The organism is Rathayibacter sp. AC182 (assembly GCF_979253875.1).
In genome coordinates this window covers 80,859-100,734 of the sequence record NZ_CEEDEK010000001.1, presented here as the reverse complement: position 1 = coordinate 100,734, position 19,876 = coordinate 80,859, and the positions used below count along the sequence as shown (strand labels likewise).

The window sequence follows — 19,876 nt, the reverse complement described above, 5'->3', positions numbered from 1 at the left end:
GCGCTCACGCGGAGGCTCCCGTGCGGACGCGGATGCGGTGCTCGAAGGCCCGGCAGAGCGCGTGCACGAGCACGAGCTGCGCCTCCTGCACGTTCGCGCCGTGTCCCTCGAGCGCGATCGCCTCGTCGCACGCGTCGGTCAGCGGGTTGGGCCCGTCGCCGGTCAGCGCCCAGGTGCGGGCGCCCGCCGCGCGGGCGGCCTCGGCCGCGTGGAGCAGGTTGGCGCTGCGTCCGCTGGTCGAGAGCAGCACGACGACGTCGCCGCTGCGCGCGTGGGCCGTGACCTGGCGCGCGAAGACGTGGTCGAATCCGTAGTCGTTCCCGATCGCTGTCAGGCTCGAGGTCTCGGCGTGCAGCGAGATCGCCGAGAAGGGGATCCGGTCGCCGTCGAAGCGGCCGACCAGCTCGGCCGTCGGATGCTGGGCCTCGGCCGCCGAGCCGCCGTTGCCGGCCGCGAGCAGCCGCGCGCCCGAGTGCAGGCGGTCGGCGAGCTCGACGCCCCAGGCGACGATCTGGTCGGAGTGCCGCTCCAGCTAGCGCGACGACGTCGAGCGAGGCGGGCGATGTGGTCGTCGACGATCCGCCGGGCGGCGTCCGTCGGGGTGTCCAGCACGGTGTCGATGCTCATCGTCGGGGGCCGCCTTCCGGGTCTTCGAGGAGTGGGAGGTGCGGGGGGCGCCGGTCGGGACGGCCTCCCCGTCGCCGAGTCCGGCGAGAGTGGTGCGGTAGGCGCGCTCGGTGTCCGCGGCGACGCGGTCCCAGGAATAGCGCGACTCGACGCGCTCGCGGCCGGCGGCGCCGTACGCGCGGGCGCGCTCGGGGTCGGCGATCAGAGCGGCGAGGGCGGCGGCCAGGGCGGCCGGATCGCGCGGCGGCACGTGCACCCCGGTCACGTCCTCGACGACCGTGTCGATGAGCCCGCCGACGGAGGACGCCACGACCGGTCGGCCGCACGCCATCGCCTCCAGCGGCACGATGCCGAACGGCTCGTACCACGGCGCGCAGACGACGATGTCGGCCGAGCGGAGCATCGCCGGCATCTCGGTCTGCGACAGCTGCCCCACGAGGTGGACGCGGTCGGCGACTCCGAGGCCCTCCGCCACGCCGTGCAGGCGCTGGTACTCGGGATCGGCCGCGAGGGCGTCGCCCGAGCCGAGCCGCCGACGATGACGAGCTCCGCGTCGTGGCCGTCCTGCACCAGACGCGCGAGCGCCTCGATCGCGTGGCCCATGCCCTTGCGGGGCATCGAGCCGCCCGATGCTCATGAGCCGGATCGGGCGGGTCTTCTCGGCGACGGGGCCGTCGGGGGAGAAGCGCTCCAGGTCCACTCCGCACGGCACGACCGAGATGCTGCTCGTCGGCACGCCGGAGCCCCTTGAGCTCGAAGGCCTCGTCGGAGCAGGTCGCCACGATGCCGTCCGCCTTCTGGCCAACCCTCGGCTCCAGCCAGGCGCGCTCCTCGGGGCTCGTGTCCTGCGCGCCCTGCTGGCGGCGCTTGACGACTCCGAGTGCGTGGAAGGTGTGGAAGACGGGCACGCGGCGGCCCGTCGCGCTCCACGCGCTCGGACGCGTCGAGCGCGGCGACCCCGGACATCCAGAAGTGGCTGTGCACGAGATCCGGGCGCGAGTCGAGCCAGTCGTTCGCGAGGTCGACGGCGAAGTCGCCCATGAAGGGGAGCAGCTCGATCCTTGGACACCTTGGCGGCCGGCCCGGCGTCGATGTGCACGACCTCGACCCCTGAGGTGAAGGGGACGCGCCGGGGGAGGGAGGGGTCGTCGCGCCGGGTGTAGACGGTCACGCGGTGACCGCGGCGGGCGAGCGCGTCGGCGAGGGCGGCGACGTGCACGTTCTGGCCGCCCGCATCGACGCCGCCGAGCGTCGCCAGCGGGCTGGCGTGCTCGGAGACCATCGCGATCGCGAGCGGTCGGGTGGTGGTGGTGTGCGTCATCGGGTGCTCCCTCCTCGGATCCCTGCGGCGGTGAGCGTCCGGCCGGTGCGGCGCGGACGATCGGAGAGGACCTCGTCCCAGTCCCGGTGGAACCGGGCGAGTCCGTAGCGCTCGAGGACGCTCTCGCGGGCGATCGCCCCGGCGGCGGCGGCCCGGCCCGGATCCTCGATCAGCTCGCGGGCGGCGGTGGCCAGTGCGTCGAGGTCGTTTCGAGACGGCACCGGCGCCCGCCGGGACCGCGCGGCCCGCCTCGGTCGTCTCGAGCGCGACGACCGGCATGCCCAGGTGCATCGCCTCGAGGAGCGCCAGGCCGAGCGAGGTCCAGCGGAAGGAGTGCAGGTAGACGCGGCGGCGGGCGAGCTGCGCGTGCATCTCGCTCGTGCGCACGTCGCCGAGCACGTCGAGCCGGCCCTCCGGGAAACCGGGCAGCTCGGTCAGGCCCTCGGTCTTCATCCCGAAAACGTCCAGCGGGGCGACCTCGGCGAAGCTGGGACAGCAGATCGGTGCCGGTGACGCGGTTGCGGCGCACCGGCTCGTTGACCACGACGCCGAAGTGCGCGAGCTCGCCCGTGTAGAGGGCCCCGGGTCGTGGATCCCGTGCTCGATCACCGTGGTGGACGTCGAGCCCGTGTCCCACATCAGCGCGTTGAAGTGCGTGACGTGCACCAGGAGGAGGTCGTCGCGGTCGGCGAGCGGGTGCCGGCTGGTCGGAGCGTCCCCGCGCGGTGTTGTGCTCGACGTACACGGCGGGTACGTCGAGGCCGAGCGCCGGCCGAGCAGCCGCTCGGCCTCGGCGAGCTCCTCGGGACGCTGCAGCACGACGACGTCGACGTCGGCGTCGCGCAGGTCCTCGGGTGCGATCTCGATCGCGTTCGGCCAGTCGCGTCCGCCGGTGCCCAGGCCCCAGCCGTCGCGGGCGTCCGTGGTGGGGAGCAGGTACTCGTGGTCGCCGCGGACGAACGCGTCCGCCCAGCCGCCGTGCACGTGCCAGAGGAGGATCCTCATGCCATCGCCTCCGTCGTGGTCGTGGTGGAGCGCCCGAGGGCGCGAGTCGCAGGACGGCGGCGACCGCCTCCTCGGCGCTCACCCCCGCCAGACAGGGGTGGCCGGGCACCGGGCGGACCCGGGCGCGGGAGCCGGCGCATGCGGCGCCCTGATCGCCGAGGAGCTCCACGGGCACGCCGTAGGGCGCCCAGCGGATCGCGGGGACGACGGGCGAGAAGAGGCTGACGACCGGAGTGCCGACGGCGGCGGCGAGGTGCGCCGGGCCGGTGTTGCCGCTGACGACGACCTCGGCGCGGGCGAGCACCTCGGCGGCGCCGGCGAAGTCGGTCGCGCCGCCCAGATCGATGCCGCGGGTGCCGGCCACTTCGGCCGTGAGCGCGCGCTCGCCGGGTCCTCCCGTGACCGCGACGGCGACGCCCGCGTCGGCGAGGAGCTCGACGGCTCGCGCCGCGTTCGCCGCGGGCCAGGCGCGCGCGGGCACCGCCGCTCCGGGGTGCACGACGACGTAGGGGCCGACGCCCTCGAGCGCGGCGGGCAGGACGCCCTCGTGGCGCACGCGCAGCCGTCCGTCGTCGCCCTCGGGCAGCACGAAGCCGGCCGCCGCCGCGATGGCGAGCGCGCGCTCCGGCCTCGGGCTGGTCCTCCTCGAGGGTCTCGCCCGGCACGAGCCGCACGTCGAGCAGGGCGCCGGCGAAGTCGACGGAGGCGCCGCTGATCCGCTCGACGCCCGCCAGGCGCAGCAGCAGCGCGAGCGGCAGCGGGGACTGGTGGAAGGAGGTGAGGATCACGGCCTCGTCGGGGGCGAACTCCTCGACGATCGCGTTCAGCTCCTCCACCAGCGCGCCGTCGACCGGTCGCGACGCGTCGCCGATCCACGGGCACCACCAGGTGCGGACGCTCGTCGGGCCGGGCAGCAGCGCCGCGGCGGGCGCCCCTGGGGGCCTGCGAGCAGCAGCACCTCGGCGTCGGCGGCGATCGCGCGGACGGCGGGGCCGCAGAGGAGCACGTCGCCCGCGCTGTCCAGGCGGGCGACGAGGACCTGGCGGGTCATGCCGTGTCCCCCTCGTCGGGCTGCATGGCCAGGAGTAGCTCGACGGCCTCGAGGAGTGTGTCGGCACGCAGCGTCGCGGCCGCCACCTCCTCGGTCCAGGTGATCCGGGGTCGGGACCAGCACGCCGCGCGCGCCGGCGTTCGCGGCGGCGCCCACATCGGCGCCGATGTCGCCGATGACGGCGAGGGAGTCGGCCGGCAGCCCGAGGGCCTCGGCGGCGCCGAGCACCATGCCGGGAGCGGGCTTGCGGCAGTCGCAGCCGTCCTCGGGGCCGTGCGGGCAGAGCATCCAGACGTCGAAGCCGCCGAAGAGCTCGTCGACCCGGCGGTTGACGGCCTCGGCCTGGCCGCGGTCGATGATGCCGCGGGCGATGCCGGACTGGTTGGTGACCACTCCGATCGCCAGGCCCGCCTCGCGCGCGCGCTCGACGGCGTCGAGGCGGTGGGCATCGGCTCGACCCGCGCGGGGTCGCCGTTGTAGGGCACGTCGACGACCAGAGTGGCGTCGCGGTCGAAGAGGATCCCGCGCAGTCGCGGGGTCCGCTCGAGCTCGGCGGTGCCGCGCTGCTCGTTCGGGTGCATCGGGTCGGTCACACCGTTCTCGTACCCTGCTTCTCCTCCTCGTAAACGGTGCCGAGGAGAAGTGGTGCCGCTCGAGGCGCGTCGGGATCGGGGCCCGCGCGTCTGAGCGTCCGGGGACGGGGTACGGGACGTCCGACAGGAAGGAGGCGCCGTGCGCGCTCTCACCGAACCGGACGGCACCCCGGAGGTCCTCGCGCTCCGCGCGCTCAAGCTCGGCGACATCCTCGTGGCGGTGCCGGCGCTCAAGGCGCTGCGCCGCGGCTTCCCCGAGCACCGCCTGATCCTCGCCACCACGCCCTGGCTCGAGCCGATCGTCGACCTGATCGACGGGCTGGACGCCCTGGTGCCCACTCTGCACGGTCTCGACGATCCACTGCCGATGGCCGCCGGCCGCGTCGAGCTCGGCGTCAACCTGCACGGCAACGGTCCGGAGTCGCGGCTGCGCCTCGCCGAGATCGAGCCGGAGCGGACGCTCGAGTTCCGCGTGCCGGCGCTGGATCCCGACGCGAGCCACGACGACCCGCGCCCGCTCTGGATCGACGGCGAGCTCGAGCGCGCCCGCTGGGCCCGCCTGGTGAACTCGATCGGCCTCGACGCCGACCCCGAGGACGTCGGCATCGCCGTCCCGGACGCCGCGCCCGCGTCGACGGCGCGGCCGTCGTGCACATCGGCGCCTTCTACGGCTCCCGCGAGTGGCCCGAGGAGCGCTTCGCCGCGGTCGCCCGCTCGCTCGCCGGCCAGGGGCACCGCGTCGTCTACACCGGAGGAGCGAACGAGGCCGATCGCGCCCGCCGCGTCGCCGAGCTCGCCGGCACCGGGGAGGTGCTGGCCGGGGAGGTCGACCTGGTCGAGTTCGCCGCCTGGTGGCGGCCGCCGAGACCCTGGTCACCGTCGACACCGAGGCCGCGCACCTGGCGTCGGCGTACGGCATCCCGTCGGTCGTGATCTTCGGACCGGCGCCGCCCGAGGCCTGGGGCCCGCCCGTGAGCGGCCCGCACATCGTGCTCACCGACGCGTCGCTCCGCAAGGGCGACGTCTTCTCCTCCGAGCCTGACCCGGCGCTGCTGGCCGTGCAGACCGAGGACGTCCTGGACGCCCTCGCCTCGCTGCCCTCGCGTGCCGAGGCCCACCTCAGGCGGACCGCAGGCGCGGCGCCTGCCGGACGGGCGTGACGGTGGCGACCCGGGCGCGGGGCGAGCGCGGCTGATGCTGGCGCGAGGGGCGCCCAGCCGGTCGGCGAGCTGCGCGAGGATCCGCCGCTGCAGGCGCGAGACCTGCATCTGCGTCGTCCCGAGCGCGTCCGCGATCTGCTGCTGGGTCATCTCCTCGACGAAGCGCATCCGGAGCAGCTCCCGCTGCCCGTCCTCGAGCTCCGCGAGGGCGGACGCGAGGCCGTGGCGGCGGTCGATGGCCGCGAGGTTCTCGTCGTCGCCGCCGAGGGTCTCGCCGAGCCGCACCCGCCGTCGCCCGTGCCGACGGTCTCGTCCAGCGAGAGCGGGTGGCTCGCCGAGCGGGCGTCGGCGACCTCCGCGGCATCGACTCCGAGGCGCAGAGCGATCTCGTGATCGGACGGGTGGCGCCCGAGCTCCTGGGACAGCTCGTCGGCGACGAGGCCGGAGCGGCGGTGCAGCTCCTGCACGCTGCGCGGCGGCCGCACCATCCAGCCGAGGTCGCGGAGGTGGCGCTTGAGCTCGCCGGTGATCGTGGGCACCGCGAAGGCGGCGAAGCTGTCGCCGCGCTCCGGAGCGAAGCGGCGGGCGGCCTTGACGAGCCCGACGTACGCGACCTGGCGGAGGTCCGCCCAGTCGCCGCCGGCGCCGCCGCCTCGGGAGACGCGCCGGGCCATCGCCTCGGCCAGGCCCAGGTGGTCCAGCACGATGCGCTCGCGGATGCGGTCCCCTTCAGCACCGTCGGCGTCGGCGGCCTCGCGGAAGAGCGCGAGAGCGTGCGAGCGTCCTTCTCCTCGCGGGCCGGATCCATCGCGGTGGCGCGAGACGTGGCGACGTCGAGATCGGTCGTGCTCATCCGAATCCCCTTTCCGGGCGTGCTGGTGCGAGGTCCGGGGCATGGCGGATGCGGTGCGCTCCTCATCGAGCGGCCCCGGAGAAGCGCTCTGCACAGAGCACCACTGCTCCTCGGAGAAGGCGAGTCCGTTGACGCGGAGCACTGCTTCGCGATAAAGGGCGTGGGAGCGCGGTCATCCGGCCGATCCGCGGACCATCCCGTCCGTGCTCGGGGCCGGCGGGCCTCGGAACCGGCGTCAGGACGGAGTGCGCACCTCCGGGACGCCCCTTGTCCAGCCCGACGGCACGGCGCCCGCCGCGGCTAGAATCGCGGGCGTATGTCTGAGCTCACCCCGCCCTCCGATCGCGCCGCAGCGGCGCGCCCGTTCACGACCGCGACCGGGAGCGACGTGCGCGTCCGCTTCTGCCCGTCCCCGACCGGGACGCCGCACGTCGGCCTCATCCGCACCGCCCTGTTCAACTGGGCGTACGCGCGTCACACGGGGGGCACGTTCGTCTTCCGCATCGAGGACACCGACGCGGCCCGCGACAGCGAGGAGAGCTACGAGCAGATCGTCGACGCGCTGCGCTGGCTGAAGCTCGACTGGGACGAGGGCGTCGGAGTGGGCGGGCCGCACAGTCCGTACCGTCAGTCCGAGCGCACCGACGTCTACCTCGACGTGATCCAGCGCCTGCTCGCCTCGGGCCACCTCTACGAGAGCTACTCCACCGCCGAGGAGATCGACGCCCGCAACGAGGCCGCGGGCCGCGCCAAGCAGCACGGCTACGACAACTTCGACCGCGGTCTCACCGAGGAGCAGCGCGCCGCGTTCCGCGCCGAGGGCCGCAGCCCCGCGCTGCGTCTGCGGGTCCACGACGCCGACCTCTCCTTCGACGACCTGGTCCGCGGCGAGATCACCTTCCCGGCCGGCTCCTTCAGCGACTTCGTCGTCGTGCGCCCCAACGGCCAGCCGCTCTACACGCTGGTGAACCCGGTCGACGACGCGATCATGCAGATCACGCACGTGCTCCGCGGCGAGGACATCCTGCCCTCCACCGCCCGCCAGATCGCGCTGTACCACGCGCTGATCGACATCGGAGTGACCACCTTCGTGCCGCGCTTCGGGCACCTCCCGTACGTGATGGGCGAGGGCAACAAGAAGCTCTCGAAGCGCGACCCGTCCTCGAATCTCTTCCACCACCGCGACCGCGGCTTCATCCCCGAGGGCCTGGTGAACTACCTGGCCCTGCTCGGCTGGTCGCTGACCCACGACCGCGACGTCTTCTCGATCGACGAGATGATCGCCGCGTTCGACGTCGCCGATGTGAACCCCAACCCCGCGCGCTTCGACCTCAAGAAGGCCGAGTCGATCAACGGCGACCACATCCGCCTGCTCGCGGTCGACGACTTCACCGAGCGCACCGTGCCGTACCTGATCGCCGCGGGCGTGCTCGAGGGCGAGCCGACTCCTGCGCAGCGCGCGTGCTCGACGCCGCCGCGCCGCTGGTCCAGGAGCGCATCGGCCTGCTCGGCGAGGCACCCGGCATGCTGGGCTTCCTCTCACCACGGCCGACGCGCTGACCTACGACGAGGACGCGCTCAAGGGCCTCCCGGCGAACGCGGGCGACGTGCTCGCCGCCTCGATCGAGGCGCTGTCCGCGGTGCCGGAGGGAGTGGCTGACCGCCTCGATCCAGGCCGCGCTCGCCTCGGCCCTGATCGAGGGCCTCGGGCTCAAGCCCCGCATCGCCTACGGACCGCTGCGCACCGCGATCTCGGGTCGCCGCGTCTCGCCCCCGCTGTTCGAGTCGATGGAGATCCTCGGCAGGGCGGAGTCGCTCGCGCGCCTCTCGCGCCTCGCCGACCGCACCTCCGCCTCCTCCGGACCGGTCTGAGCATGGCCGAGGCGGTGGGAGGTCAGTACGACGTCGTCGTGATCGGCGCGGGTCCGGCCGGTCTGTCGGCCGCGCTGAATCTGGCGCGCGCCCGCCGCAGCGTGCTGCTGCTCGACAGCAACCGTCCGCGGAACGCCGCGACGCTGCACTCGCACGGCTTCCTCACGCGCGACGGAGTCTCTCCGCTCGAGCTGCGTCGTCTGGGCCGCGAGGAGGTCGAGAGCTACGAGGCCGCCGAGGTGCACAACGCCCTGGTGACCTCGGTCGAGCGCTCCGGAGGCGAGTTCCTCGTCTCCGCGCGCGGCGTGCGCGGCGCAGCGGACCGCGCCGTCGTGGCCACGGCCGTGGTCGTCGCCGCGGGCCTCAGCGAGAAGCTGCCCCGCCTGCCCAGCCTCCGCGCCTACTACGGCACCGCGGTGCACAGCTGCATGGAGTGCGACGGCTACGAGAAGGCGGGGGAGCCGCTCGCCCTGATCGGCGAGACGTCCGATCTCGCCGAGCGCGCCATGCTGCTCTCGCAGTGGAGCACGGATCTGGTCGTCTTCACCAACGGCATCGGAGTCGTCAGCGACGCCGACGAGTCCCTGCTCGGCTCGATCGGCATCCGCGTCGAGCGCCGCCCGGTCGCCGACCTCGCGGGCGAGCGCGCGGAGATGACCGGCGTGCTGCTGGAGGACGGCGACGTGATCCCGCGCACCGGCGCCTTCGTCCGCCCGATCTGGGTCCCCGTCCTCGAGTACCTCGAGGCCGCCGGCCCCGAGACCGATCGCGACGGGTTCCTCCTCGTCGATGCAGGCGGACGCCGCGTCGGTCCCCGGCCTCTACGCCGCCGGCGAGGTCACCGCCCCCGGCCCGCAGCAGCTGATCGTGGCCGCCGGCTCCGGAGCGCCAGGTCGCCTCGGCCGTCAACCGCGACCTCGTGCGCGCCCGCCTGGGCGAGGCCGCCCCCGAGTCCGAGGCCCACGCGATCCACGAGGCCGGCGTCGATTTGAGCGGCGTGCGCCCGTAGGGTAGTGTTCTTCCTCGGCGCCGGAAGTTCTTCCGGTCGCCGCCTGGCCTCCTCCCTCACCTGTGGATGGCCATTGGGGTATGGTGTAATTGGCAACACGGCTGATTCTGGTTCAGTTGTTCTTGGTTCGAGTCCAGGTACCCCAGCAGTTCTCCGGCTCCGCTTCAGCGTGAGCGTCTCCGTCCGGCCCTTGTCGAAGGGCTTTCTCGGCGTGCGATCCGCGTCAACGCCGTTGTTCCGCGTTCGCCGCGCGGCCGCTGCCGCTCGATCCCGCAGTCCGCTCGACGCGAAGCGGGCTCGTCCGTGCGAGCAGGCCCCGGCACGCGCCCACTCGGCGCGGTCGGCCCCTCCAGTGGACGCGGAACGGGCTCGACGGTTTGTCCGAGCCCCGATCCCGGGCGATTCGCTGCGGGGCGGATGCGCCGCTCCAAGCACGCGGAACCCGATCCGTCCAGACCGTTCGGCTTCTGCGCAGCGCGAATACGCTGGCGCCATGAGGGCTGAGCGCGCGCGGAGGCTCGGAGTCGCGCGGAGCTTGGAGCCGTGGGCGTCGCCCTCGCCGCGCTGCTTCTGCTCGCCGGCTGTTCCGGCGACTCCTTCCGCGCCGACTTCGCGCGGACCTTCGGCAGCGACGAGGCGGTCGCCGATCTCGAGCTCTCGACGGTCGACAACATGCCCTTCACCGGCGGAGTGAGCGCCGAGGTGGTGGCGCGCGAGGACCTCGACGACGCCGGCCTGGAGGCGCTGGCCGGTCGTCTGAGCGCGTTCGCCTCCGAGCGCCCGGTGGGCGACGTGCGGGTCGTGCTCGACGCGGAAGGGCTCCAGCCTCCCCGTCTCGGGCGACGCGGATCTCACCGCCGGGAGGATCGCGGCGGCACTCGAGCTGCGGGACGACGCGCGGGTGTCGTCCGTCGCTCTGACCGCGGACGACAGCGACGATCGCGTGAGCGGGATGAGCCTCCTCCTCTCCGGGACGGCGACGGCGGAGGACGTCTTCGCGTTCGCCCGGGACGCCCCCGATCTCCTCCCGGACGCCGCGTCCGTGCACGTCAGCGTGCAGGCTCCGATCGGTCAGCGCTCGTCAGCGGCGACCCGGGCGAGTGGATCGACGCTGCCGAGGGCACGTGGTCCGCGGTCTCGGCGGCGGTGCCCGCGACAGGATTCCGGGCCGCGCCCGAGCGGCTCGAGGTGACGCTGGCCGACGAGGCCGACCTCGCCGACGCGGAGTCGGCGGCCGCGTCGACCGGCGGCCCCGCGGTCGCCTTCTCGAGTCCGCTGGTCGCGCTCGGCGACGGCGGCACCGGAGTCGCGGCCCGCGCCGTGCTCGCCGCTCTCGCCCCTGAGATCCTCCTCGACGTCCGCTCGGTCTGGACGGACGACGACCGCCTCCGACTGGCCGTCGACTCGCCCGACCGTGCCGCGGCCGTCGCGGAGGCGGTGTCCGCGGCTGCCGGGTCCGCCGATTTCACCACCCTCACCATCACCGTCGGCGAGGGCCCGGCTCTCGAGATCAGCGCCGCTCCTCGCTCCTTCGGCGGCGCGGTGGCCGGGGCCTCGGCGCTGCTCGCGACTCCGGGCGTCACCGCGGTGTCCAGCTCGGATCGTTCGGTGACGGTGACGGCCTCGAGGGACGACAACGACCTCGAGCGACTGCTCTCTCCGGCCCGGAGCCTCGCTCCCGAGAGCGCCCGCGTCTGCGTGCAGCGCCCCGACGGCACCGGCGTCTGCGACACCTCCTCCGAGTGACGGCGCCGAGTCGTGGTCGCTCCGCGCCGCGGCCTGCCGTCCTCCGCTCCGCCTCGAGCCGACGCATGACACGATGAACCCGTACATCGCTCAGAGGCACGTCTCCGGCGTGTCCCGAGAAGGGGGAATCTCGTCCATGCAATCCGACCTGCTCTGGATCGTCATCGCGGGGGTCGTCGCCGGCGCCCTGCTGCTGCTGGCACTCATCGGCTTCTTCATCTTCCGCGCCTGGTACCAGGTGCCCCAGGCCGACGAGGCGATCGTGATCGTCGGCAAGAAGCAGAAGGGCGATGACGGGCTGACGTCCAACATGACCGTCATCACCGGCGGCGGCGCGTTCGTCAACAAGCTGACCCAGCGGTCGGACCGCATCTCGCTGCGGTCGCGGCAGATCAAGATGGAGCCGGTCGCGCAGACCAAGAACGGGGTGACGATCCACCTCGCCGGCGTCGCGCTCGTGAAGATCGGCTCCACGGCCGACCAGGTACGCGCCGCGGCCGAGCGCTTCGCGTCGCAGGACCAGTCGATCGACGTCTTCACGACCGAGCAGCTGGAGGGCGCCCTCCGCGGTGTCGTCGCGAAGCTGAGCGTCGAGGAGGTCATGCAGGACCGGCAGAAGCTCGGTGACGAGATCGCCGAGGGCATCAAGGGCGACCTGCTCGCGCAGGGCCTCGTCCTCGACTCGTTCGCGATCCAGGGGGTCACCGACCGCAACGGCTACATCGAGGCCCTCGGCGCCCAGGAGATCGAGCGCGTCCGTCGCGAGGCCGACGTCGCCCGGATCAACGCGGCGCGCGAGGTCAAGGCCCGCCAGCTCGCCACCGACGAGGCGAACCTGATCGAGCAGACCGCCTACGACAAGAACACCGCCGCGGCGAAGTCCGAGGTCGGCCGGGCGAACGCCGAGGCCGAGCAGGCCGAGAACCTGGCCCGCGCCGAGCGCGAGCAGGCCGTCCTCGTGCAGCGCGCCGAGAACCGCCAGGCCGAGCTCGACGCCGACGTCAAGCGCGTCGCGGACGCCGAGAAGTACCGCCGGCAGACCGAGGCCGACGCCGACGCCTACGGCCGCGCCAAGAAGGCCGAGACAGACCGCCAGGTCGCGCAGCAGGTGTCCGACGCCGAGGCGTACGCCGTTCAGCGCCAGGCGGAGGCCCGCCAGGCGTCCGCCGCGGCGGAGGCCGCAGCCGTGAGTGCTCGCGCCGAGGCCGAGGCGCACGCCCTGCGGGCCAAGGCCGGCGCCGAGGCCGAGGCCCTGCGCGCGAACGCGACCGCCGAGGCGGAGGCGATCCGCGCCAAGGGCGAGGCGAGCGCGGCGGCCATCGCGGCCGAAGCGGAGGCGCTCCGCGAGAACCAGGAGGCGATCCTGGGACGCGAGCTCATCGGGCAGCTGCCCTCGCTCATGTCCGAGTTCGCCAAGGGCTACCAGAACGTCGGCACCGTCACGCTGATCGGCGGCGACACCGCCGGCACGCACATCGCCCGCGAGCAGGCGGCGAGCCTCGCCGCGACCTTCGACAGCGTCAAGTCGGCTACCGGAGTCGACCTGGGGGCGATCCTCCAGGGCCAGGCATTCGGCCGCGGAGTCGGCGCGGCCGCTCAGGGGCGGGCCAGTCGGACCCGACCGCGGTGCCCTCGACGAGCTGAGCCCAGCCGTCAGGCCGTTCGACCCGGTGCCCGGATGGAGGTGCCGGGTCGGGCTGCCGCGCGGACTCCGGGTCCGACCGGGCACGTTCTGCGACGGTCTGTCTCCTTCGGCGCTTTCCGTCATACGATATTCGGCATGAGCGACCGAGAGACGATCGACGGCCGGCCCGTGACCGAGCAGCAGATCGCGGACTGGGCGGCGGAGGCCGAGCGGGGCTACGACGTCGGCGCTCTCCGCTCCCGCGGGCGGGGTCGTCCGGCCGCGGCGCCGAGCCGTCGCAGGTCGTCGCCCTGCGCCTCACCGCCGAGGAGCTCGCCGCACTCGACGAGCGCGCCGCCCGGGAGCACAAGTCGCGCTCCGAGGTCATCCGCGAGGCGCTCGCCGCTTCTGCGGCGTGAAGGTCCACGACGCCGCCCTCAAGCGCGGAGTCGCGCCGCAGGACGCGATCCTGGCGGCGAGTCAGGCGGTGTGGGTCGAGGAACTCGACGACGACTCGCCGGCGCGCCAGCTGCGGCTAGGGTTCGATTCGAGCGGGCGACTGCTCGAGACGGTCGTCCTGACCTTCGACAGCGGCAACGAACTCGTCATCCACGCGATGAAGGCGCGTCCCGGGATGATCGACCTCCTGCCCTGACGGCACGACCTGTTGTTACGCGTGATCGATCCGTCAGTCCTGACGCTCAGTCACGATCGATTCGTCACGAACAACCGCTCAGGGTGGGGATGCACCGGCGCTTCATGACGGATCGGATCACGCCGTCACTCCGAAGCGGACCGAGTCCCTGCGGTATCGCAGGGCGTCGAACTGCGGCCGCCCGAGCGGACCGCGCCCGACTCAGAAGTAGCGCCTCAGGTGCTCCCTCAGCGCGTCGTCGCACACGTACACGTACGTCCCGCGGATCCCTCGCGTCAGCAGCACCGTGTAGATGTTGCGGACGTACGCCAGCAGATCCTCGTCGGAGTACGTGATCCCCAGCTTCGGGTTGTTCTCGCGACCCTTCGTGTCGTGGTAGTTCGAGCGGTCGAAGACGATCCGCTGCGCGACCGGATCGAAGCGTAGGTCGCGTCCGATGATCACGCCGGCGTAGTTGAGGTCGTAGCCCTGGACGGTGTGGATCGAGCCGACCTCGTCGATCGCGCCGGGGGAGTTGATCCAGTCGCGCTGGGTCTGATTCCACCGCAGCGACAGACCGTCGATCTCGATGTCGAACGCGTCCTTCTGCTTCTTGGTGATCCACTTCCAGGCGTACCCGGCGACGAGGCGGGCGAGGCCGTGCTCCTGCTCGCGGAGCAGCAGCTCCCGGCGCAGCTCGTGCACGTCGTCGAAGAAGCGCAGGTCGTATCCGCCGAAGTCCTCGCGCTGCGGAAACGGATTGTCGGACAGCACCGAACGCACGTACCCGACGTAGTCCTTGTCCGCGGCGATGCGCATCTGCGAGCGGAGCGGGTACATCCGGCTGGTCGCGGAGGCTTCTGCGAGAAGACTCCGTGTCACCGCTGCAGGGAGGTCCATCGGGCGGACCGTCTGAGCCGTGTCGAGCATCAGGATCACGTGCCTGCTCTGCGCCCGGATCCAGTCGAGCTGCGTGTACTCGAGCGCGTCCTCACCGAACAGAGTCCTGTTGATGTCCGCGAACGTCTTGTTCAGGGGGCCGGAGGGCTGGTTCGCCCGCTGGCTCAGCCGGTGCGCCTCGTCGACGAGGAGGAGGTCGAAGGGCTCGGCGCTCTTCCCCACCTCGAACGGCGTGAGCACCAGATCCTTCGACAGCCCTGGCGTGAGAGTGAAGACCCGCGCGATCGATCCGCGCAGCGACTGCTGCGGAACCACCAGCCCGATGCGGAGCATCGACAGCAGTTCCCGGTGCCCCGGCGTGAAGAAGTCGCTGAAGACGGAGTCGCTGTCCAGCGGCTCCTCCGGATCGTGCCGGCGGATGTCCTGGAGCAGCTTCATCAGGTAGATCGCGACGACGGTCTTGCCGGTTCCGGGATCCCCTGCACGACGACGGTGCTCCGCTCGCCCGACTCGAGGTCGGCGAAGAGGCCCTCGAGGATGTCCTCGACGGCGATCGCCTGATCGTGGTTGAGCGCCTTGAACGGCGACAGCTTGAAGAGGTCGCTGTTGATGATCTCCGGAAGCGTCCGCTGGAAGAGGTGCTCCTCGGTGCGCAGGACCTCGAACACCTCGTCGAACGTCCGGCGGTAGGAGTCGCGGTCGAAGTAGTCGGCGTCGGTGATACCCGCGTTGTGGTTCAGCACCTGCAGCCGGCCCTCGCCGGAGAGCATCCGCAGGAGGAAGGACTCGAGATCGAGGCACGCGGACTTGTTGAAGGTGTCGTCCAGCACGACCCGCACGCGCTCGAGTCGGCTCTTCTCGGGGGAGTCCAGATGCTGGCGGAGTCGTCCCTCCGCATTGAGGGACTCGCCGACGTAGACCTCAGCCGCACTGTCCAGCACGTACACGACGGGCCAGTTGCGATGCCGCGGGTCGGCGGCTCCCCACGCACGGACCTGATCGGAGTCGAAGGGCAGGTGCTCGAGGCTAAAGCCGGTCAGTACTTCGCGCTCCGTCCGCGAGCCTTGTCGACGGGGTACTTCTCGCGGGTCCTCTGGAGCTTCGCGAGGACGATGTCGTCCGCGTCGACTCCGAGCCGGTCGGCGAGCAGGAAGCAGTACGTCAGCACGTCCGCGAGCTCGTCGACCGCCGAGGGCAGGTCGCCCTCGCCCCACTGGAAGCACTCGAGCAGCTCGCCCGACTCGATGCTGATGCTCTTCGCGAGGTTCTCGGGGAGTGGAACTGCGCCCAGTCGCGCTCCTGGACGAACGAGCGGAGGGCATCGAGGACATCGTCACCGGGCATGGCTGCCAACCTATTCGACAGGCGGCGTCCCCGCTCCCGCGAGCCGGCACCTGCCCGGTGGTCGCGAAGCGGTCCTCGAAGGACGAGCAGACCCCGGATCGGGTCGACTCGACGTGGTCTCGGTCGCCCAGTGGACGCAGAACGGCTCCGACGGCCCGCTCGAGCCCCCGATCGCGTCCACTCGGTGCGGCGGTGATCGGCGGCGACCAGCGAGAAGGGCCCTTGCGCCCGACGAGCCCGGCCCGGGCGCCGCACTCGCCGACCGCTGCACCACGGCGGCTGCTACCTCGATACCCGGAGTTCCTTCCGCACCTGCACCGCCGTCGTCTCGTAGCCGAGCGACTCGTACAGCCCGCGGGCGGTCGTGTTGAAGCCGAAGACGTTGAGGGCCAGCGCCCGGTAGCCGAGGGCGAGCGCGTGCTCCTCGGCCAGCAGCATCGCGGCCCGCCCGAACCCGCGGCCGCGAGGGGCTCGTCCACCTCGACGTCCCAGATCCAGGCGACGCCGTCGAGCTCCTGCGGGTGGGGCCCCACCCAGATCACGCCGACCGGGACGCCGTCGTCGAGGATCCGCAGCACCTCGTGACCGGGTGCGAGCCGGCCGTCCGGGAAGAGGCGGTCGTGCGAGGCCTGCGCGTTCCGCTCGGCCGCCGCCTCGTCGTCGCCCGCGCGGAGGCGGTCGTCGACGTACGACGCGCGCTGCGCGGTCATCCAGGCGGCGAGATCGGAGGGAGGGAAGGGCGCGAGAGAGACGGTCACCGCACCACGGTCGCACGCCGTCGCCCGATCCGTCCCGGACCGGACACCGCGCGCGCCCGATCCGACCCGACCGTCACTGCGCGCGGCCGGTCCGCCCCGACCGCCACCTCACGCGACCGATGAGTCACTCCCGGACGCCGTCCTCGACCGATCCGTCGCGAACGGCCGCTCGTCGCGAGCACGCACCGCCGGTCGCGACGGATCGCCTCGGTCTCGCCGTTGGACACGATCTGCGGCTCTCAGAACCTCAGAGCAGCAGAAACCGCCCAATGGCGGCCGCTACGACCGGTCCGCGTCCTCGCGCGCCGACACCTGGTCGGCGTGCTTCTTCTTCCCGAAGCGGGTCGCGAGGAACAGCAGCGATCCGACCACGACGTACCCCGCGGTGCCGAGCCACACCACTCCGGTCTGCTGGGTGAGCAGCACGATGCTCGCGATCGTCGCCAGGATCGGGACCACGCGCGGCACCGAGAAGTGCGGGTGGTCGACGCGGTCCTTCTTCAGCACGAGCACCGAGACGTTCGCCGAGATGAAGACGAGGAGCAGCAGCAGCACGGTCGTCTCCGACAGCGTGCCGACATCGCCGAGGACGCTCAGCAGCATCGTCACGCCGCCGACGACGAGGATCGACACCCACGGGGTGCGGCGGTTCGGCAGGACGCGTCCGAAGGCGCTCGGCAGGAGCCCCGCCGTGGCCAGGCCGAAGCCGACGCGGCTCGCCATGACCATGAAGAGCAGTGCGCCGTTGGCGATCGCGACGAGCGCGATCAGGCCGAACAGCCAGGGCGGCACTCCCACCCCGCTGGCCGCGACCACGTCGAGCAGGGGTCCGGTGGACTCGGCGAGCTCGTCGATCGGGAGCACGATGACGGCGCCGAGGGCGATCAGGAGGTAGACGACGGCGGCCGTGAACAGGGCCGCGAAGAGCGCGCGCGGGTAGACCTTCGAGGGGTTCCGCACCTCCTCCGCCATGTTCGCCGCGGCCTCGAATCCGAGGAAGGAGAAGAAGGCGACGATGGAGGCGGCGAACGCGCCCTGCAGCGGAGCGACCTCGGGGTTGAACTCCAGGACCCGGGAGAAGTCGCCGTTGCCGGCGCCGAAGAAGATCGCCGCGCAGACGATCACGATCACGAGGCCGCTGACCTCGATGACCGAGGCGACGAGGTTCGCGGTCAGCGACTCCTTCACTCCGCGCAGGTTCACGAGGGTGAGGATCGCGATGAAGACGAGGGCCGTGGGCACGGGAGGCACGTCCAGCAGAGCGCCCAGGTAGTCGCCCGCGAAGGCGTTCGCGAGGGCGGCGGCGGTCGTGATGCCCGACGCCATCATCAGGAAGCCGACCAGGAACGAGAGGTACGGCTTGCCGAACGCCCGGTCGACGTAGCGGGCGGCGCCGCCGGCATGCGGGTACTTCGTGATCAGCTCCGCATAGGTGCCCGCGGTCAGCAGGGCGATCACCAACGCGATCAGCAGCGGCAGCCAGATCACGCCGCCCACGTCCTGCGCCATGGTGCCCACGAGCGTGTAGATGCCCGCGCCGAGGGTGTCGCCGACGATGAAGGCGAACAGCAGTGGCCCGGTGATGACCTTCTTCAGCGATCCCTTGCCCGCTTCGATCCCTTGCCGGTCCCCGGGGAGTTCTCGCCGGTCGTGCTCGTCGTATCCGTCATCCGGTAACTCCACCCATCCGGGGGCACTCAGCGCAAGCCCTGGTGGTCGATCGCTGCGAGATTTCTCACGGTCGAAACATCACGGCGAGCGGTCGTCGATCGGCAGCTGCGCCCCGATCACCCGCAGCAGCTCGAGCTTCTCGTGGCTCGGCGATCCGGGTGCCGCCGTGTACACGAGCAGCGCGTGCGAGTCGACCGGGTCGATCAGCGTCTGGCAGGCGAGATCGAGGCGTCCGAGCTCCGGGTGCTCGAACCGCTTGGTCTCGCCGGGCCGCACCCCCACCTCGTGCAGCGCCCAGACGCGGCGGAACTCGTCGCTGCGCTCGAGGAGCAGCTCGACGTAGCGGGCGGCGCGCGACCCGGGTCCCCGGCGGCTGAGCACCTCGCGCAGTCCCGACGCCCAGAGGCGCGACAGGTGCTCGTGACCCTCCTCGGCGTAGATCGCCCGGGTCGACGGATCGGTGAACCAGCGGTAGCCGATGCTGCGGTCGGGTCCGGTGAAGCGGGTGAGGTCGCCGGTGAGCGCGACGCCCAGCGGAGTCTGCCGCAGCGTCTCGCCCAGCTCCGTCACGATCTCGGCGGGCGTGTCCTGCAGACGGTCGAGGATCCGGAGCAGTCCCGGACCGACGTGCCCGTCCGCCGCTCCGCGCTCCGGCGGCCGGTGACCGGCGAGGTGGAAGAGGTGGTCGCGCTCGGCGAGCGTGAGGTGCAGCCCCTGGGCGATCGCGGCGAGCATCTGCTCCGGACGGCTGGAGGCTCCGGCCCCGCTCGATGCGGGCGTAGTAGTCCGGCCGACATGCTGCAGCGCGCGGCGACCTCCTCGCGGCGGAGTCCGGCGGTGCGGCGGCGCGCCGTCCGCGGCAGCCCCACGTCCTCGGGCTGCAGCGACTCCCGTCGTGCGCGGAGGAACTCGGCGAGACCCTCCCGGTCCATCGTGCGCATCGCTCCTCCAGCCGTCGGCTCTCTTCTAGCGCGGCGGGTGCCGCCCAGCCACTGCTCGCCGATCAGCGGCTGAGCGGGCCGTTCCTCCGGGTGCCGGTTCCGCGCAGGCTGGCGGCACCGCAGGACCGCACCGGTCCCGACCCCGAACAGGAGCCCGCCATGGCACGCCGACCGATCGATCTCACTCCCTCCGACCTTGCCAGGCTCGCCGGGCTGTCCGGCCGCCGCGCCCTCGTCACCGGAGGCAGCGACGGCCTGGGACTCGTCCTCGCCGGCCGCCTGGCCGCGGCGGGCGCCGAGGTGGTGCTGCCCGTCCGCGATCGGGCGAAGGGGAGGCGGCCGCCGCGAGGATCCGCGAGCGGCACCCCGGTGCCGTCGTCTCGCTCCGCGACCTCGATCTCGCGTCGCTCGACTCCGTCGCGGCGCTCTCCGCCGCGCTCGAGACCGAGGGCGCCCCGATCCACCTGCTCGTCGCGAACGCCGGGGTGATGACCCTGCCGGCCCGCCGCAGCACCGTCGACGGCTTCGAGCTGCAGCTCGGCACCAACCACCTCGGCCACTTCGCCCTGATCGGCCGTCTCCTTCCTCTGCTGCGCGCGGTGCCGCGCCCGCGTCGTCTCGCAGGTGAGCATCGCCGCCGACCGGAACGCGGTGCACTGGGAGGACCCGAACTGGGAGCGCGGCTACCACGCGTTCCGCGCCTACAGCTCGTCGAAGATCGCCCTCGGGCTGTTCGGCCTCGAGCTCGAGCGCAGGAGCGCCGCGCG

10 protein-coding genes, 1 tRNA gene and 11 pseudogenes are annotated in these 19,876 nt (G+C 72.6%); 9 read left to right on the top strand and 13 right to left on the bottom strand.

All coding sequences use genetic code 11. The features are described from left to right. Nucleotides 1-4 precede the first annotated feature (4 nt). The 5 genes and pseudogenes from AC0CII_RS00615 to AC0CII_RS00595 all read right to left on the bottom strand — a co-directional run. Complete coding sequence (locus AC0CII_RS00615) at nucleotides 5-478, bottom strand: D-sedoheptulose-7-phosphate isomerase (protein WP_465228408.1); 474 nt, start codon at nucleotides 476-478, stop codon at nucleotides 5-7. Nucleotides 479-532: 54 nt separating this feature from the next. Further along, entirely contained in the window at nucleotides 533-1,909 is a 1,377-nt protein-coding gene (locus tag AC0CII_RS00610; RefSeq protein WP_465228407.1) for a glycosyltransferase, read from the bottom strand. An 83-nt stretch (nucleotides 1,910-1,992) separates the two neighbouring features. After that, nucleotides 1,993-2,953, bottom strand: a pseudogene (locus AC0CII_RS00605) (glycosyltransferase); the annotation flags it as partial. 43 nt (nucleotides 2,954-2,996) lie between these two features. Then, nucleotides 2,997-4,004 (bottom strand): annotated as a pseudogene (locus AC0CII_RS00600) (glycosyltransferase family 9 protein); the annotation flags it as partial. A gap of 168 nt (nucleotides 4,005-4,172) precedes the next feature. Then, nucleotides 4,173-4,397: pseudogene (locus AC0CII_RS00595) on the bottom strand (HAD-IIIA family hydrolase); the annotation flags it as partial. Nucleotides 4,398-4,633: 236 nt separating this feature from the next. On the opposite strand from AC0CII_RS00595, the pseudogene AC0CII_RS00590 reads away from it, so the two are divergent. Beyond that, nucleotides 4,634-5,757: pseudogene (locus tag AC0CII_RS00590) on the top strand (glycosyltransferase family 9 protein). A gap of 114 nt (nucleotides 5,758-5,871) precedes the next feature. Here AC0CII_RS00590 and AC0CII_RS00585 read toward each other — a convergent pair. After that, a pseudogene (locus AC0CII_RS00585) lies at nucleotides 5,872-6,042 on the bottom strand (sigma factor-like helix-turn-helix DNA-binding protein); the annotation flags it as partial. 20 nt (nucleotides 6,043-6,062) lie between these two features. Beyond that, nucleotides 6,063-6,653: pseudogene (locus AC0CII_RS00580) on the bottom strand (sigma factor); the annotation flags it as partial. A 273-nt stretch (nucleotides 6,654-6,926) separates the two neighbouring features. Here AC0CII_RS00580 and gltX point away from each other — a divergent pair. From gltX to AC0CII_RS00545, 7 genes and pseudogenes are all read left to right on the top strand, one after another. Next, nucleotides 6,927-8,482 (top strand): annotated as a pseudogene (gltX, locus tag AC0CII_RS00575) (glutamate--tRNA ligase). A 2-nt stretch (nucleotides 8,483-8,484) separates the two neighbouring features. Beyond that, nucleotides 8,485-9,474 carry an NAD(P)/FAD-dependent oxidoreductase gene (locus AC0CII_RS00570; RefSeq protein WP_465228381.1) on the top strand — a complete coding sequence of 330 codons (990 nt, stop codon included), beginning with the start codon at nucleotides 8,485-8,487 and terminating at the stop codon, nucleotides 9,472-9,474. A 91-nt stretch (nucleotides 9,475-9,565) separates the two neighbouring features. Next, a tRNA-Gln gene (locus tag AC0CII_RS00565) sits at nucleotides 9,566-9,637 on the top strand. A 397-nt stretch (nucleotides 9,638-10,034) separates the two neighbouring features. Then, nucleotides 10,035-11,237 carry a hypothetical protein gene (locus AC0CII_RS00560; protein WP_465228380.1) on the top strand — a complete coding sequence of 401 codons (1,203 nt, stop codon included), beginning with the start codon at nucleotides 10,035-10,037 and terminating at the stop codon, nucleotides 11,235-11,237. 73 nt (nucleotides 11,238-11,310) lie between these two features. Next, nucleotides 11,311-11,958, top strand: a pseudogene (locus AC0CII_RS00555) (flotillin family protein); the annotation flags it as partial. Between the two features lie 1,059 nt (nucleotides 11,959-13,017). After that, a pseudogene (locus tag AC0CII_RS00550) lies at nucleotides 13,018-13,280 on the top strand (ribbon-helix-helix protein, CopG family). Then, the gene (locus AC0CII_RS00545; RefSeq protein WP_465226128.1) at nucleotides 13,277-13,516 is read left to right on the top strand and encodes a toxin; all 240 of its coding nucleotides are present in this window, start codon (nucleotides 13,277-13,279) and stop codon (nucleotides 13,514-13,516) included. The pseudogene AC0CII_RS00550 and the gene AC0CII_RS00545 overlap by 4 nt, the downstream one beginning before the upstream one ends. A gap of 201 nt (nucleotides 13,517-13,717) precedes the next feature. Here the strand turns inward: AC0CII_RS00545 and AC0CII_RS00540 are convergent, their stop codons facing one another. The 6 genes and pseudogenes from AC0CII_RS00540 to AC0CII_RS00515 all read right to left on the bottom strand — a co-directional run bounded on the left by AC0CII_RS00540 (nucleotide 13,718) and on the right by AC0CII_RS00515 (nucleotide 19,100). Further along, nucleotides 13,718-14,833, bottom strand: coding sequence for a DNA/RNA helicase domain-containing protein (locus AC0CII_RS00540; protein WP_465226127.1), 1,116 nt, complete (start codon nucleotides 14,831-14,833; stop codon nucleotides 13,718-13,720). Beyond that, entirely contained in the window at nucleotides 14,833-15,336 is a 504-nt protein-coding gene (locus AC0CII_RS00535; RefSeq protein ID WP_465228379.1) for a GIY-YIG nuclease family protein, read from the bottom strand. Before AC0CII_RS00535 ends, AC0CII_RS00540 begins: the two co-directional genes overlap by 1 nt. A gap of 95 nt (nucleotides 15,337-15,431) precedes the next feature. Next, nucleotides 15,432-15,739, bottom strand: a pseudogene (locus tag AC0CII_RS00530) (nucleotide pyrophosphohydrolase). A 282-nt stretch (nucleotides 15,740-16,021) separates the two neighbouring features. Continuing rightward, nucleotides 16,022-16,177, bottom strand: coding sequence for a GNAT family N-acetyltransferase (locus AC0CII_RS00525; protein ID WP_465228378.1), 156 nt, complete (start codon nucleotides 16,175-16,177; stop codon nucleotides 16,022-16,024). A 599-nt stretch (nucleotides 16,178-16,776) separates the two neighbouring features. Beyond that, nucleotides 16,777-18,180 carry an APC family permease gene (locus AC0CII_RS00520; RefSeq protein WP_465228377.1) on the bottom strand — a complete coding sequence of 468 codons (1,404 nt, stop codon included), beginning with the start codon at nucleotides 18,178-18,180 and terminating at the stop codon, nucleotides 16,777-16,779. 66 nt (nucleotides 18,181-18,246) lie between these two features. Then, nucleotides 18,247-19,100 (bottom strand): annotated as a pseudogene (locus AC0CII_RS00515) (helix-turn-helix transcriptional regulator). Between the two features lie 168 nt (nucleotides 19,101-19,268). On the opposite strand from AC0CII_RS00515, the gene AC0CII_RS00510 reads away from it, so the two are divergent. Then, nucleotides 19,269-19,598, top strand: coding sequence for a hypothetical protein (locus tag AC0CII_RS00510; RefSeq protein ID WP_465228376.1), 330 nt, complete (start codon nucleotides 19,269-19,271; stop codon nucleotides 19,596-19,598). The last annotated feature ends 278 nt before the right edge of the window (nucleotides 19,599-19,876 follow it).